This window comes from Streptomyces sp. NPDC107765 (genome assembly GCF_055657085.1).
The window spans coordinates 15,268-29,588 of sequence record NZ_JBVKBL010000004.1 but is presented as its reverse complement, the minus strand read 5'-3'; the positions used below and the strand labels follow the sequence as shown (position 1 = coordinate 29,588).

At 72.8% G+C, this 14,321-nt stretch carries 17 protein-coding genes and 1 tRNA gene; 4 read left to right on the top strand and 14 right to left on the bottom strand.

Annotation, left to right across the window (positions count from 1 at the left end):
• Positions 1–85: 85 nt before the first annotated feature.
• Together ACZ7MX_RS11760 and ACZ7MX_RS11755 are read right to left on the bottom strand one after the other, a co-directional pair.
• The gene (locus ACZ7MX_RS11760) at positions 86–379 is read right to left on the bottom strand and encodes a Dabb family protein (protein ID WP_472131405.1); all 294 of its coding nucleotides are present in this window, start codon (positions 377–379) and stop codon (positions 86–88) included.
• A gap of 52 nt (positions 380–431) precedes the next feature.
• Complete coding sequence (locus tag ACZ7MX_RS11755) at positions 432–596, bottom strand: hypothetical protein (protein WP_199812579.1); 165 nt, start codon at positions 594–596, stop codon at positions 432–434.
• 618 nt (positions 597–1,214) lie between these two features.
• Here ACZ7MX_RS11755 and ACZ7MX_RS11750 point away from each other — a divergent pair.
• Complete coding sequence (locus ACZ7MX_RS11750) at positions 1,215–1,994, top strand: DUF2127 domain-containing protein (protein ID WP_472131404.1); 780 nt, start codon at positions 1,215–1,217, stop codon at positions 1,992–1,994.
• Positions 1,995–2,111: 117 nt separating this feature from the next.
• Positions 2,112–2,615: a hypothetical protein gene (locus ACZ7MX_RS11745; RefSeq protein WP_472131403.1), complete on the top strand. Its 504-nt coding sequence runs from the start codon at positions 2,112–2,114 to the stop codon at positions 2,613–2,615.
• A gap of 61 nt (positions 2,616–2,676) precedes the next feature.
• On the opposite strand, the gene ACZ7MX_RS11740 is transcribed toward ACZ7MX_RS11745, so the two are convergent.
• The 4 genes from ACZ7MX_RS11740 to ACZ7MX_RS11725 form a co-directional block, all read right to left on the bottom strand.
• Positions 2,677–2,763: transfer RNA gene (locus ACZ7MX_RS11740), tRNA-Ser, on the bottom strand.
• Between the two features lie 101 nt (positions 2,764–2,864).
• Complete coding sequence (tadA, locus tag ACZ7MX_RS11735) at positions 2,865–3,413, bottom strand: tRNA adenosine(34) deaminase TadA (RefSeq protein WP_472131402.1); 549 nt, start codon at positions 3,411–3,413, stop codon at positions 2,865–2,867.
• A 56-nt stretch (positions 3,414–3,469) separates the two neighbouring features.
• Positions 3,470–4,000, bottom strand: a complete 531-nt coding sequence (locus ACZ7MX_RS11730; protein ID WP_472131788.1) for a tRNA adenosine deaminase-associated protein — start codon at positions 3,998–4,000, stop codon at positions 3,470–3,472.
• 210 nt (positions 4,001–4,210) lie between these two features.
• Positions 4,211–4,399 (bottom strand): hypothetical protein, encoded by a 189-nt coding sequence (locus tag ACZ7MX_RS11725; RefSeq protein ID WP_472131785.1) that lies wholly within the window; start codon positions 4,397–4,399, stop codon positions 4,211–4,213.
• 352 nt (positions 4,400–4,751) lie between these two features.
• Here ACZ7MX_RS11725 and upp point away from each other — a divergent pair, with 352 nt between their 5' ends.
• On the top strand, positions 4,752–5,387 hold the full coding sequence (gene upp / locus ACZ7MX_RS11720; protein ID WP_030417064.1) for a uracil phosphoribosyltransferase: 636 nt from the start codon (positions 4,752–4,754) through the stop codon (positions 5,385–5,387).
• 147 nt (positions 5,388–5,534) lie between these two features.
• Here the strand turns inward: upp and ACZ7MX_RS11715 are convergent, their stop codons facing one another.
• The 3 genes from ACZ7MX_RS11715 to ACZ7MX_RS11705 form a co-directional block, all read right to left on the bottom strand.
• On the bottom strand, positions 5,535–6,185 hold the full coding sequence (locus ACZ7MX_RS11715) for a LytR C-terminal domain-containing protein (protein ID WP_472131401.1): 651 nt from the start codon (positions 6,183–6,185) through the stop codon (positions 5,535–5,537).
• Between the two features lie 340 nt (positions 6,186–6,525).
• Complete coding sequence (locus ACZ7MX_RS11710) at positions 6,526–6,822, bottom strand: type II toxin-antitoxin system VapB family antitoxin (RefSeq protein WP_030084955.1); 297 nt, start codon at positions 6,820–6,822, stop codon at positions 6,526–6,528.
• A 205-nt stretch (positions 6,823–7,027) separates the two neighbouring features.
• Complete coding sequence (locus ACZ7MX_RS11705; RefSeq protein WP_472131400.1) at positions 7,028–7,627, bottom strand: DUF4232 domain-containing protein; 600 nt, start codon at positions 7,625–7,627, stop codon at positions 7,028–7,030.
• Positions 7,628–7,990: 363 nt separating this feature from the next.
• On the opposite strand from ACZ7MX_RS11705, the gene ACZ7MX_RS11700 reads away from it, so the two are divergent.
• On the top strand, positions 7,991–10,000 hold the full coding sequence (locus tag ACZ7MX_RS11700; RefSeq protein ID WP_472131399.1) for a nitrilase-related carbon-nitrogen hydrolase: 2,010 nt from the start codon (positions 7,991–7,993) through the stop codon (positions 9,998–10,000).
• A gap of 346 nt (positions 10,001–10,346) precedes the next feature.
• Here the strand turns inward: ACZ7MX_RS11700 and ACZ7MX_RS11695 are convergent, their stop codons facing one another.
• The 5 genes from ACZ7MX_RS11695 to ACZ7MX_RS11675 all read right to left on the bottom strand — a co-directional run bounded on the left by ACZ7MX_RS11695 (position 10,347) and on the right by ACZ7MX_RS11675 (position 14,123).
• Positions 10,347–11,126, bottom strand: coding sequence for an RNA polymerase sigma factor (locus ACZ7MX_RS11695; RefSeq protein ID WP_472131398.1), 780 nt, complete (start codon positions 11,124–11,126; stop codon positions 10,347–10,349).
• Positions 11,127–11,161: 35 nt separating this feature from the next.
• A complete protein-coding gene (locus ACZ7MX_RS11690; RefSeq protein WP_472131397.1) occupies positions 11,162–11,704 on the bottom strand; it encodes an LPXTG cell wall anchor domain-containing protein in 543 nt (180 codons plus the stop codon).
• Between the two features lie 241 nt (positions 11,705–11,945).
• Positions 11,946–13,001 carry an NAD(P)-dependent alcohol dehydrogenase gene (locus ACZ7MX_RS11685; protein ID WP_310725157.1) on the bottom strand — a complete coding sequence of 352 codons (1,056 nt, stop codon included), beginning with the start codon at positions 12,999–13,001 and terminating at the stop codon, positions 11,946–11,948.
• A 236-nt stretch (positions 13,002–13,237) separates the two neighbouring features.
• The gene (locus tag ACZ7MX_RS11680) at positions 13,238–13,594 is read right to left on the bottom strand and encodes a hypothetical protein (protein ID WP_472131396.1); all 357 of its coding nucleotides are present in this window, start codon (positions 13,592–13,594) and stop codon (positions 13,238–13,240) included.
• A 316-nt stretch (positions 13,595–13,910) separates the two neighbouring features.
• Entirely contained in the window at positions 13,911–14,123 is a 213-nt protein-coding gene (locus tag ACZ7MX_RS11675; protein WP_472131395.1) for a ferredoxin, read from the bottom strand.
• Positions 14,124–14,321: the final 198 nt, after the last annotated feature.

Sequence of the window (14,321 nt, the reverse complement as noted above, 5' to 3'; positions counted from 1 at the left end):
GCGTGCGGATCGCCTGCGGGTCGCCTGCGGATCGTGCGGCGCGGGCTCCGGGGTGAACGGGTGAACGGCTACCGGGCGCCGCGGCTCAGAATTCGTAGTCCGCGATCACCCAGGTGGCGAATTCTCGCCACTGGGCGGCGGCCGCCTGGTGGGCCGGGTGCTCGATGTACCGCTTGAGGGCGTCCTTGTCGGCCACCGCCGAATTGATCGCGAAGTCGTAGGCGATCGGGCGGTCGGTGATGTTCCAGGCGCACTCCCAGAACGTCAGCTCCGGGATCTCGTCCTTGAGTGCCGCGAAGGCCCGGGCGCCGGCCTGGACGCGTTCCTCGTCCCGCGAGACGCCGTCGTTGAGCTTGAACAGGACCAGGTGGCGGATCACAGGGGCCTCCGTGCGGCGGGTGACCAACCGGGCCGGCCCGGAGCGGGCGGCCCTACTTGATCAGCTGGGTCATGAACTCGCCGACGCCCTGAGCAGCGGACGAGATGCCCTCGAAGCCTACTTGGACCAGCTGGGCGGCCCGCTGGGGGGAGGTGATGATCGTGTACAGCACGAAGACGATGAGGAGGTACAACACGATCTTCTTCGCCTGCGCCATCGTCCCGTCTCCCCTGTGGCAGTCCCCTGCGGCCGTCCCTGCAGCTCCCGCGGTGGTGCGGGCGGCTGGATGCAGTCGGGCGAGTGTAACCACACGTGTTCGATCCGGGGAGCCGGGAGTACGCACGGTTCCCCTCCGACGGGGGTGGCCCGGTCCCTGATCCACTGCCCCCTCCGGTCCCTGATCCGGACTTTATGGACCAAAGGCCCGGTGGGGCGGGCCCTTTGCCGGGCCGTCGGGGCGGGCCCGGCAGGCACCATGAAAGCGGCGGCCCGAGGGATCTGGCAGGAATCCGCGGGCCCCGGGCCAGGGCCTCGCTGCGGGGCCCACGCCGCGACTTCCCCGCGAAGGCGGCGTGGGCTCGGGGGTTCGGTCCGCACCGGGGGAAGCGGCTTCCCTTGAGGCCGCTTCCCCCGGGTCGGCCCGCCGCGGCCCCCTCGCCCTCGTCGTGGGCGGCCCCGACGCCGCCACGCAACCGCCACCCGCCCTACCCGCGTCTCTCACCTCGTACGAAGCGGCGTCCATGCATCATGTACGCGACAGCTTGACGCGCGGCGGCGCGCCGCGGCGCGGTGCGGGCGGCCGTGTGGGACGACGAAAGGACCACGGGCTCCGACGATGAAGATCGACTGGGACCGGCGTACCTGCGCGCGCCGCGGGCACATCACCTACCTCCCCACCGAGGAGCACCTCCGGCAGAACCTGCGGGCCGACACCGCGCTCGGCGTGGCCTGGCGCTGCCTGCGCTGCGGCGACTTCGCGCTCGGCGAGCCGCACGGCGCGGGACCGGCCGCCGATGCCCCCCTCGTCCCGCGCGGCAAGGTCCTGCGCGACCTGTTCATCCTGCGCTTCCTGGCCGTCGAACGGGCGGTGCGCGGCGTCTTCATCGTGCTGGCCGCCGTCGGCGTCTGGCAGTTCAGTAACCGCAAGGACGCGGTCCGCCGGTTCTTCGACGAGTACATCGCCGTGCTCCGCCCGGTGGCCCGGCACTTCCACTACGACCTGGACCACTCCCCGGTCGTCGGCACCATCCAGAAGACCTTCGGCTACCGCCACTCCACCCTGGTGCTGGTGGCCGTGGCCCTGCTGGTCTACGCCGTCATCGAGATCGTCGAGGGCGTGGGCCTCTGGTACGCCAAGCGGTGGGCGGAGTACCTGACGGTCGTCGCGACCGCCGCCTTCCTGCCGCTGGAGATCTACGAGCTCACCGAGAAGGTCAGCTGGCTCAAGATCGCCACGCTCGTCATCAACATCCTCGCGGTGCTCTACATCGCGCTCGCCAAGCGGCTGTTCGGGCTACGCGGCGGCCGGGCGGCGTTCGACGCGGAGCGGCACAGCGCCTCCCTCCTGGAGGTCGAGACCTCGGCCGGTCTGACCACCACGCCCCACACCACCTGAACGCCCGAACGCCACAACGCCCGAACGCCGCAACGTCTGAACGCGGCAACGTCCGAACCCCGGGGGGACCCCACCATGCCCACACCGACACTCACACCCACACCCACACCCACGTCCGTGAACTCCGTACGGTCCGGCTCCGGTTCGCCGCGCCCGTCCGCCGCCCGCCGGCGCACGGCGGTGGTGCTGGCGCTGCTGGCCGGCCTGCTGGCCGCCGCCGTCGCACCGGCCACGGCGGCCGTCCGCACCGCCCCGGAGACGATCCGCGCCGCCACCGTACGCACCGAATCCGGGCCCGCCGGGTCCGTCCGTAACGAGTCCATGCGTGCGGTCGCCGCTGCCCCCGCGCGGTCCGCCGCCTACGGGCACCACGGGGCGTTCCACTCGTTCCACTCGTCGCACGGCTCGCACCACTCGACGCCGCACCTCAAGACCGTCTTCAAGGACAAGAAGTCCACGTGGAAGTCGAAGGGCAAGACGAAGAAGAAGCGCGGCTTCTTCAAGAAGCTGGGCATCTTCCTGATCGTCGTGTTCGTGGTCCTTCTGGTCCTCTTCGTCCTGGTGATCTGGCTGATCGTGCACTTCGTGCGCCGTGCACTGCGGGGCCGGCGCAACGCCTAGCCGCCATCCCGGACATGACGAAGGCCCCGATCCGGAAGGGATCGGGGCCTTTGCCCTTGAGCGGTAGCGGTGGGATTTGAACCCACGGAGGAGTTGCCCCCTCACGCGCTTTCGAGGCGCGCTCCTTCGGCCGCTCGGACACGCTACCGAGAGAGAGCTTAGCCCACGGGGGGCCGTGCACCGAAATCGGATTCCCGGGGGCGGGACGAACGGGTCGGAGGCGGGGTGGGTACGCGGCCCCGCCGCTGGTCAGCGGTCGCGGAAGAACGTGGTGAGCAGGGCCGCGCACTCCGCCTCGAGGACACCGGTGATGACCTCGGGACGGTGGTTGAGACGTCGGTCACGTACCACGTCCCAGAGCGAGCCGGCCGCGCCCGCCTTGGCGTCGCGGGCGCCGTAGACGACCCGGTCGACCCGGGAGAGCACGAGCGCGCCGGCGCACATCGTGCACGGTTCGAGGGTGACGACGAGAGTGCAGCCGGTGAGCCGCCACTCCCCGACGGCCTCGGCTGCCGCGCGCAGGGCGAGGACCTCGGCGTGTGCGGTCGGGTCGCCGGTGGCCTCGCGTTCGTTGTGGCCGGTGCCGAGGACCGTGCCGTCCGCGGACAGGACGACGGCACCCACCGGGACGTCGCCGGTCCCGGGGGCACGGGCGGCCTCGGCCAGCGCCTGCCGCATCGGTGCGATCCAGGGATCGCGCAACGGGTCGGGCAAGGGATCGCGCAACGGATCAGGCAGCGGATCGGGCGCCGAGGGAGGCGGAACGTCGGGCAGCGGGCCGGACCGGGGGGCGCTCATGCCCCCAGTGTCCGTGACCGGGACGGCTGCCGGTGACGGGCCGGTGCGGTCCCGGGCTACCGGACCGCCTCCAGTACGTCCGTGCAGCCCAGGGCGTCGGCGATCTCCGAGAGGGCGTCGCGTTCGAGAGCGAGCAGGTCCTTCTCGCCGACGCCGAGGTCGTCCAGGAGCGCGGGGTCACCGAGCGGGCCGGTCGGGACCGGGGTGCCGGTCTGGTCGTCCACCTCGGGCTCCGTGTCCTGCGCGCCGGGCTCGCCGTCCTCGGTCCCGTCCAGGTCGAGGCTGTCGAGGTCGTCCTCGATGGTCTCGTCCCGGCCGAGCAGTTCGTCGGTCAGCAGGGCCCCGTACGAGCTGCGGGCCGCGGCGGCGGCGTTCGAGACGAAGATACGGGGGTCGTCGTCGCCGTCCACCCGGACGACCCCGAACCAGGCGTCCTCCTGCTCCAGCAACGCCACCACCGTGTCGTCGTCGACCGCTGCCTCTCGGGCCAGATCGGCCAGATCGGTCAGCGTCTCCACATTGTCGAGCTCCGTATCGCTCGCTTCCCACCCGTCTTCGGTGCGCGCGAGCAGTGCGGCGAAGTACACCGTGACTCTCCCACTGGTCATAGGCGTGCCGGGCCGGGGCGGGGCGGCGTGCACGCCGGTGGTCCCGCCCCTTCGGAATCGTGGCAGAAACAACGCGTTCGCGCGGGGTCTTCGACGCTGCGTCGTGCGGAGGTTGTGAGAGATGTCGCTCACGTGCCGCAGCATTACGGGGCCCCGGGGCCTGTTCCGCTCTCAGCGGAATGCCCTCGGCTACCAGCGGAAAGAGCGCATCCGCATGGCCTGGCGCATCCGCTCGGCCCGCACCCGGCGCGGCTGGACGCGGTTGCGGAGCTCCTTCGCCTCGTGCAGTTCGCGCAGGAACTGCGCCCGGCGCCGTCGGCGCGCCGCCTCGCTCTCGGGCTCACGGGCGGCGCCGGCGCCGCCCAACGGGCCGTCCAGCGGGCCGTCGTGGGGCGTGGCTTGCCGGCCGGTGTCCGGCGCGGGCTTCCGGGCGGTCTTCGGGCCGGTCTTCGGGACGGCCTGCCGGCCGTTCTTCGGGGCGCCGGGACCGGCGTCGTGGGTGTCGTAGGTGTCGTCGGTCCACTGGGGGTCGGGCACGCTGCACACCACCTCGGCGAGGACTGCGAGGACTGCGAGGACTGCGCCCGAGGGTGGGACGGAAGATCGGGCTTACGTGCCCACTTTCCCGCTATCCGGCGGAGTGATGCCAGCCGGGCCGCGCCATCGTGGCCGGCGGCCGGGCGGTGCAGGGCGGGCGCCGGGGTCCTCCGGCTCGGTTACTGTCGATGTCATGCGGATCCACGTCGTCGACCACCCGCTGGTGGCGCACAAACTCACCACTCTGCGCGACAAGCGCACCGACTCCCCCACCTTCCGGCGGCTCGCCGACGAGCTGGTCACCCTGCTCGCCTACGAGGCCACCCGGGACGTGCGCACCGAACAGGTCGACATCGAGACGCCGGTGACGGCGACCACCGGCGTGCGGCTGTCGCACCCGCGGCCCATGGTCGTGCCGATCCTGCGGGCCGGTCTGGGCATGCTGGACGGCATGGTGCGGCTGCTGCCCACCGCCGAGGTCGGCTTCATGGGCATGGTCCGCAACGAGGAGACCTACGAGGCGCACACCTACGCCACGCGGATGCCCGACGACCTCTCGGGCCGGCAGGTGTACGTCGTCGACCCGATGCTGGCCACCGGCGGCACGCTGGTCGCGGCGATCCAGGAGCTGATCAAGCGCGGCGCGGACGACGTCACCGCGATCTGTCTGCTGGCCGCGCCGGAGGGCGTCGCGGTCATGGAGAAGGCGCTGGCCGGTACGCCGGTGACGGTGGTCACCGCGGCGGTCGACGAGCGGCTGAACGAGGACCGCTACATCGTGCCGGGCCTCGGCGACGCGGGTGACCGGATGTACGGCACCGCCGGCTGAGCCCACTCCTCATTCCCAGCAGCGCTTTTCGCGCAGTGATCGGGCCCCGCACCACCGGGTGGTGCGGGGCCCGATCACATGGCCGTCAGGTCTTGCGGGTTGCGGCACGCAGGCTTGCGGCATCGCGGGTTTGCGGCCTTCGTACGGTCAGCAGGTGGCGTCGTGGGCCGGTTCCTGCGCCGGACGGTTCAGTACGGCCAGGGACTTGGCGGCGGCCTGCGGGGTGGCGAGGTCCTTGAAGGCGTCGCCGATGATCAGATCGAGTTCCGCGCCCTTGCGGCCGTCGGTCTTCTGCTCGGCGCCGGCGAGCTGGGTGGCGAGCACCTTCAGCGGGCCGTCGACCGCCGCCGTGGGGCCGAGCAGTATCCCGGCGCCCTTGATCTTCTTGTCGTAGGCGGCCGGGGCGTTGCCCACCTTGCCGATCTTGAAGCCGCGCTTCTTGAGCTCGTCTGCGGTGCGCTTGGCGAGCCCGGAGCGCTGGGTGGCGTTGAAGACGTTGACGGTGAGGGTGCCGGGCGCGGGCGGTTTCTGTGCGGCCGGCGTGGCCCGCACCGCGGTCTTCCGGCCGCCGTCCGGGCAGTGCTTCTTGTCCTGGGCGGCCTGCGCGGTACCGGTCCGGCCACCGAAGACGTCGATGAGCTGCAGCGTGCCCCAGCCCACCAGGCCGAGGGCGCAGGCCGTGGCGAGGAGGGTGAGGACGATCCGGCGACGGTGGCGGGGGCGGCGCATCCGCGGATACCTGTCGCCCGTGATGCGGTACTTCTTACCGCCCATGCCCGGGGGCGTCAGCATGCTCATGGGCGCAGCGTAGTGCGGGTGGCAGGCCGTGCCTACTAGATGATCAACGCGTGGCGCGAGACCCAACCCAAAAGGGTCAATTCGGGCAGGGTGGGTTGGGTGGGGACGTGCCGGGTCGGGCGGTAAGGGTGGGTTTTTGCCCGGTGACGGGGGCGGGCTCGGCGGCCGGAGCACAGGGGCGGCCGGGGCTGGGGTAGGGGCGCGAGCCGTGGCCTCAGAGGCGCGCGCCTGGACTCAGGGGCGCGCGGATCCGGGCGCGAGGGTGTGCGGGGCTGGTGCGGGGGCGGGGGCGGGCCCGGCGGCGATGACGTGCCGCCCGGGGCGTACTGCTGGCGGGGCGTCAGCCCAGTTCGAGGACCCGGGCGTGCAGCACCTGGCGCTGCTGGAGCGCGGCGCGCACCGCGCGGTGCAGACCGTCCTCCAGATACAGGTCGCCCTCCCACTTCACGACGTGCGCGAAGAGGTCGCCGTAGAACGTCGAGTCCTCGGCGAGCAACGTCTCCAGGTCGAGCTGCTGCTTGGTGGTCACCAACTGGTCGAGGCGTACCGGGCGCGGGGCGACATCCGCCCACTGGCGGGTGCTCTCCCGGCCGTGGTCGGGGTACGGCCGCCCATTTCCGATGCGCTTGAAGATCACACGGAAAGCCTACCGGGCGAGCGGCACCGGGCGCAGCCATCCCGCAGCGGTGGAAAGGTGATCTTTGCCGAAAACCGGGACCGAAACGGCCGATGACCTGGCCTCCGGGCGCGAGATCTGCCGGGCGGCACCCGCCAGGAAGTACGGGAAGTCCAGGAAGTACGGGAAGTCCAGGAAGTCGCTGCGCGGACCTCCCGGTTCCGCTTCACCGGCGCAGGGCGGCCGCCAGGCTGGGTTGCCAGTACGTGACGCGGGCGGTGTGCGGATCGACCCGGGCCGGAGTGCGGTCGTCCAGGCCGACCTGGGTGGGGCCGGTGTGTGCGGCCAGCGCGACCCCGAACTGCGAGATCTTCCGGCCGCTGCCGCCCGTACCGGTGGTGATCAGGGCGTAGGCGGTGGCATTGGGGGCGAGGGTGGTGACGGAGCCCGGCCGACTGCGCCCGATCACCGGCACGGCAGGCCGGCGGCCCTCGCCGAAGCTCAGCAGCGGATGGTGCGGCGCGGCGAAGTCGCAGGGCCGGTCCGCGTAGTTGGTGACCGTCAGCAGCATCCGACGGGCCCGGTGCGGCAGCGTACCGGCGTGGAAACGGAGCATCTCGGGCGTGCAGACGACCCGGCCGCCCGGGCCCCGCGGCGGGCCGCCGTTCGTCACGGTCGGCGAGGCGGGAGCCGGGGAGACGGCGGTGGCCGGGTCGTCGGACCGGTTGTCGGCGGTGCCGTGGCAGGCGGTGACCGGCGCGAGGAGGGCGGTGACGGTCAGCGCCGCGGCGAGGGCCCGGCGGGCGGTGCTGAAGAGCGGCGGCATGGGAGCTCCCGGACGGTGGCGTGTACCTGACCTTCCGCGCCACCGCTGCTGATCGGCTAACGCGCGGCTAACGCCCCTGGGCGAGGAACGGGGGGCGGCGGGCGACGGAGGGCTTGCTGCATGGGGGCCTGATGCGTGCGGGGCGGGCGTACGTACACCTGGGGCCTGCCGACCCGGCGTACGAGGGCCCGGCGTACGCGGACCCGGCGTACGAGGACCGGAGGCACGCGGACCTGACGAAAGTCGGGGGTCGTCCCTGTCGAACGGCGGCGGTGCCGGGGCCCCCGCCCTCCCTAGCGTCGGCCGGAACGACGGCAACGACGGCAACGACAGCAACGACGGAACGGCGAAGGGGACAGCGGGATGCCACCGGTGACGACTTGGCTCCGAGGCGGCGCACGAGCGGGGAGAGCGGGAGGAGCGGGAGGAGTAGGGAGGGGGAGAGGAGTGGGGAGAGCGGAAGGCGCGGCACGGCGGGCGGAGCGCGGGCGTCCGCGCGGACGGGGGCGCTTCGGCCCCCGGCACCCAGGTCCCCGGCACCCCGGCCCGGGGCGCCCTGGGCCGCGGCGCCCCGGCCGTTGGCTCTGGTGGACGGGCACGGTCCTCCTGGCCCTCGCCGTGCACAGCAACTGGCACGTGGCGCTCGCCGCCTGGCTGTTCCCCGTCTTCCTGCTGCGCTACGCCCGGCTGCGGCCCGCCCGGCGCGGACTGCTGCGCGTCGGATACGCGCTGGGACTCGGCCAGTTGGTGTGGCTGTTGTCGACGGGCCTGGTGTTCGTCCCGTCCGCGCTGGGCGCGTTCGCGGTGCTCGCCCTCCTCCAGGCACTGGCGTTCGCCGCCGACCGGCTGGTCGCGGCGCGCACCGCCTCCGCGGCCGGCACCCTGGTCTTCCCGACGGTCCTGGTCTGCGGTGAGTACCTCTTCACCCGGCTCGTCGACTTCGGCGACTACGGCCTGCTCGGCTTCACCCAGCACGGCTTCCTGCCACTGCTCCAACTCGCCTCCGTCACCGGCGTCTACGGCCTCAGCTTCGTCGTCGCCTGGACCGCCTCGACGGCACACTGGGCGTGGCAGCGCGGCTTCCACCGGCGGGAGATCCGGCGCGGCGCAGTGGTGTGGGCCGGGGTGCTCACCGTCGTCCTGGCCGCCGGCGGCGTACGGCTGGTGTTCTTCCCGCCGACGACGAAGACCGTGAGGGTCGCCGGCATCAGCGCCGGCCGCACCGCGGAACGGACCACCGAGCGGGCCCTGCGGGCCGGCGGTTTGCGGCTGTACCGGCCGCGGGAGCTGGTCCGGGCCGCTCCCGACCGGGTGCGTGCGGCGCTGGCGCCGGTCGCCGACGACCTGCTGGCCGGCACCGAACGAGAGGCGCGGGCCGGCGCCCGGATCGTGGTCTGGCCGGAGACCCAGGCCGGGGTCCTGGCGGCCGACGAGCGGCGGCTGCTGGGCCGGGTGGCCGCGATCGCCCGGGCCCACCACGTCTACGTCGACACGGCCTACGCACTCTTCGTCCCGCAGGCCCCCTACGTGCGCAACGTCGCCGCCCTGGTCACCCCGGACGGCAAGGTCGCCTGGACGTACGACAAGACCCACCCCACCCCGATGGAGCGGATGCGGCCCGGCAAGGGCAACGTGCCGGTCGCCGCCTCGCCGTACGGGCGGCTGGCGAACGTGATCTGCTACGACGCCGACTTCCCCGCCCTGATGCGGCAGGCGGCCGACAAGGGAGCCGCCCTGGTCATGGTGCCGGCCAACGACTGGCCGGGCTTCGACGCGCTGCACGCCCAGCGGGCCGTCCTCCGCTCCGTCGAATACGGCTACGCCGTGATCCGGCAGTCCGTGCACGGCGTCGCCACCGCCGTCGACCACCAGGGCCGCATCCGGTCCACGGCCGACTACTTCACCGCGGACCGGCAGACCCTCGTCGCCCAACTGCCCGTACAGCCGCGCACCGAGACGGTCTACGGCGCGGCCGGCGATGTGTTCGCCCTGCTCTGCGCGGTCGGGACGGTGGTCGTGGGGCTGGGAGTCGCCGGCGGGCGCGCCGTACCGCTGCTCCGCGGCGGCTCGGTGCGCGGCGCCCGGGACGGCTCGCCGTCCGGCCCCGGCGAGGCGGTGGATCCGGATGCCCCGCCCGGGAACGTACTGCCTGCGGAGGCGCTTGGTGACGCACCGTCCGGGGAGCCGCTGCCCGGGAACGTACGGCCGGGGGAGGGGTACGCGGAGGGCCCGCCCGGCGACGGCTCGTCCGGCCGGCCGGTGGGCGGGCCGGGGAACGACGGTGACGGCGTCGGACCGACCGGGCGCGGCGGTGTCGCGGGCACCGGCCGGTCGGACGGGCCCCGGGACGCGTCCGGGGCGGCCAGGACATAGCCGAAGGCGACGGCCGCGGCCGCCACGGCCGCGGCCAACGGCAGACCGAAGCGGCGCAGCGAGGGGCGAAGCGGCCAGGAGGGACGCGACCCGGGGCGAGGCAGCCAGGGGGGAAGCAGCCAGGGGGGAAGCAGCCAGGAAGGACGCAGCGAGGAATGACGCTGCCGGGGATGGCGGGGGCGGAGCCACTTGGGGGTGGCCGGCCGCCGGGCGGGGTGCGACTGCGGCCCGGGCGGCGCGGCCGGCCGCAGGTCCCGGACGTCGATGCTCTCCGCGCGCGCCGCGAAGGCCCGCCGCAACCGCTCCTCCACCTGCCGTACGTCCCCGGGCAGTGCCTTCTCCTCGTTCATGACCGCCCCTCCAAGATCTTCTCCAGGGAGTCCAGCGCCCGGCTGGCGATCGACTTCACCGCACCCCGGCTGATCCCCAGCGTGGCCGCGATCTGAGCCTCCGTCAGATCGCCCCAGTAGCGCAGCACGAGCACCTCCCGGCGGCGCGCCGTCAGCCCGCTCAGCGCGGCGAACACCTCCCGGTGCTCCTCGTCCAGCACGATCCGCTCCTCGGCGGACGGCGCGTCCGCCTCGTGGGGCGGGGTGTAGTCACGTGCGGTACGCCGGCGCCGCAGCACCGAACGGGCGGCGTTCACGACCGCGGTACGCAGATAGGCCAGCGCGTTGTCAACGTCCGTGAGCCGCTCGCCGTGCCGCTTGTAGAGCGCGGTGAACGCGTCCTGAACGACGTCCTCGGCGGTGGCCCGGTCGTCGACGAGCAGCACGGCCAACCGCACCATGGCGAGCCGCTGCGCGTGGTAGAGCTCGCTGATGGTGGGCGGGGGGTCGGACGGCGGGGGGCCGGATGGCGGGGGAGCTGTGGTGGGGATGGGTGCGGGGGCGGGTTCACCGTGAGGGGAGCCGTCGTGGTGCGGCGTGCGGTGGTGCGGCGTGCGGTGGTGGGTGATGGCCGGCCGGGCGGTGTGCAGCAGCCATCGCACGGGCGACAGCCATCGCGCAGGCAACAGCCACTGCGCGGTCAGCAACCACCGCCACCACCGCCACCACCGGGCATGCCGGCGCCCCGGCACGGCGAACCGGACCGGGGCGGGGCAGACGGCTGCGGAGTACTCCATGGACGTACGTACCGGGGCGGGCGGCGCGGACGGACTCAGCCGCGCCGGCGGCGGACCGCGTAGACGGTGGTGCCGCCCGCGGCCAGCAGCGCGGCCGCGGCACCGCCGATCGCCGCGGTCGTCCCCGAAGAGGCACCGGTACGCGCGAGTTGCTTGCCGCCCTCGGCCGGCGCGGCCGACGGGACGGCGGTCGGCTTCGTGCCCGGCGGCACGCTGGGGCTGGGCGCCGCCGTGGGCGGCCGGTGCCCCGGCCGGGTGGGCGAGGCGGACGGCTCAGGGTGCGAGGAGGAGGGCGGGTCGGTCGGCTCCGGACGGGCGGACGTGGGCGGTGCGGTCGGTGCGGCCGTTCCGTGGTGGCCGGGAGTGGTGGGCCGGGCACTCGGGACCGCGGACGCGTCGGCGGCCGGCGACCGCTCGGCGGCGTACGCCGATCCGGCAGCCACCACCGGGACGGCAAGCACCGGTACGACGGCCAGCGCGAGCGCCGCGACGAACCCGGCACGGGTCCGGGCCCGGTGGGCGGGGGAGGAGGAAGGGGCGTGTCCCGTAGTGGGGAACGGGCTGTGCTTCGGAGTCACGGTCGGCTGCTCCACGTTCATGCGTCGAAGGGCGGCGCCGATTGGCGCCCTCACCCCTCACGACGCCCGGCGGACCCGGGGGTTGCCGCACGCCCCTGGATTTCTTCCGCGCACCCCTTTCCGCCCCGAGTCCCGTAGCGCCTCACGCCCCCCCGGGCCCCTCCCGGCTGGCCTGCTGGCCGGGAGGGGCCCGGCTGACCCGGCCGGCCACCCGGCCATCCAGCCATTCAGCTATCCGGCCTCAGATCGTCGACGCGTCGATCACGAACCGGTACCGCACATCGCTCGCCAGCACCCGCTCGTACGCCTCGTTGATCTGCTCCGCGCTGATCACCTCGATGTCCGCGCCCAGCCCGTGCTCGCCACAGAAGTCGAGCATCTCCTGTGTCTCCGGGATGCCGCCGATCATCGACCCGGCGAGCGACTTCCGCCCCGGGATCAGCGCGAACGCCGCGACCGGCAGCGGGCGCTCCGGGGCACCGACCTGCACCAGCGTGCCGTCGGTGCGCAGCAGCCCGAGGTACGCGTTCAGGTCCAGGTTCGCCGAGACGGTGTTGACGATCAGGTCGAAGGTGCCCGCGAGCTGCTCGAACGTGGCCGGGTCGGAGGTCGCGTAGTAGTGGTCCGCGCCCAGCCGCAGGCCGTCGTCCTTCTTGCGCAGCGACTGGCTCAGCACGGTGACCTCCGCGCCCATCGCGTGCGCGATCTTCACGCCCATGTGCCCGAGGCCGCCCAGACCGACCACGGCCACCTTCTTGCCGGGACCGGCCTTCCAGTGGGCGAGCGGGGAGTAGAGGGTGATGCCGGCGCAGAGCAGCGGGGCCGCGGCATCCAGGGGGAGCGAGTCGGGGATGCGCAGCGCGTAGTTCTCGTCCACCACCAGGTGCGTCGAGTAACCGCCGTACGTGGTCCCGCCGTCCCGGCCGGTCGCGTTGTACGTGCCGACGTTGCCGAGTTCGCCGGTGCAGTACTGCTGCAGGCCCGCCCGGCAGTTGTCGCACTCGCGGCAGGAATCGACGAAACAGCCGACGCCGACCCGGTCACCGGTCCGGTAGCGGGTGACCTCGGCGCCGACCTCGGCCACCACACCGGCGATCTCATGGCCGGGAACGATCGGGAAGTTCCCGCCGTCGCCCCACTCGGCGCGCACGGTGTGGATGTCGGAGTGGCAGATGCCGGCGTACTTGATCTCGATCAGGATGTCGTGGGCCCCCAGCTCGCGGCGCGGAATCGTGGTCCGCTCCAGCGGTGCTTTCGGGGCGGGGGCGGCGTACGCAGAGACAGAGGTGTGGGTCATGCCACCGAGAATGCGTGGTTCCGCTTTCCCTAACCAGTGCACTGTTCAACATATGCACAGCAGGCCTAGCACTGGCGGAACCACCTTCGGGCGGGCGGGCGTACGGCCTGCGGCTTTACGGCCTGGGCGGGGTATGGGGCCTGTGCGGGGTAGGGACATGGCCATGGGCATGACTGTGGGGGAGGGTGGTGGCTTGGCCGTCGGTATGGTCGTCGGTAGGGCCATCGGCATGGCCGTCAGGAGAAAACGACCGACCGGACCTTCAGACCCTCGGACCCATGACCGCCGTTCGGCCGCAGATTGAAGTAGTCGCCCGTACAGTCGGCGCCGGCGAAGACCGTCGCCGTGGAGGCGGTGTAGTTCCTCGGCGTGTGCGCGGGCGGGACGACCTCGTCGGCGACCTCGGGCAGCGTGATGCACTCCCGGCTGGGCGGATCGGCCAGCAGCCCGACGCGCGGGGCGCCGGTCGCGTCGTTGTAGACGTAGCTGAACGGGCCGGTGGCCGCCCCGGCCGAGGACGCCGGCAACGCCACGGCAAGCACCAGGCCCCCGAGCGCGGTGACGGCCGCGGTGACAGCACGCCGAAGCCGCACGGGCCCACCCACGCACACGTCTACGGACACGCTCTTTGCGGACAGATTCTCTGCCCCACTCTCGGCCTTGCTCCCGGACAGACACATGGGCAGACGCATGGGTAGACGCATGGGCAGCTTCCTTCCCTCTTCTCCCGCAGAGGTTCCCTATGGGGCTCTCCCACGGGGTTCTCCCAGGAGGGTTCTCCCACGGGGGCTCGGCGACCCCGCGCGAAATGTGAGCTGCCCATGCGCACGCCCGACGATGTGCCCGTCACCCGAAGGAGTACTGCCGAATCGATCCAACGGGCATCGCCAACAGGTCCCTCACCAACGGCTACACCCGCTCTCGCTCGACCTGCTCCACGGTGATCGCGGCCGCCGGACAGATCGCCGCGGCCTCCCGCACCGCGTCATGCAGCTCGGCAGGCGGCGCAGCATCGAGCAGGACGACGATGCCGTCCTCCTCCCGCTGGTCGAACACCTCGGGCGCGGACAGCACACAGCTCCCGGCCCCACAGCACTTCTCCTGGTCGATGTGGACGCGCATGACTCTCTCCTCGGTGGCGGCAAAGACGGTGGTGCCCCGGCACCAGCGGCGGGGCCAAACGGAACGAAGGGAAGGGACGACGGAGCAGCGGAGTGACGGAGTGACGGAACGACGGAACGACGGAACGACGGAAGGATGGAGGAACGTAAGGACGCCGTAAGGACGTAGTGACGCGGAAACGTCAGGCCGCAGTGCCGC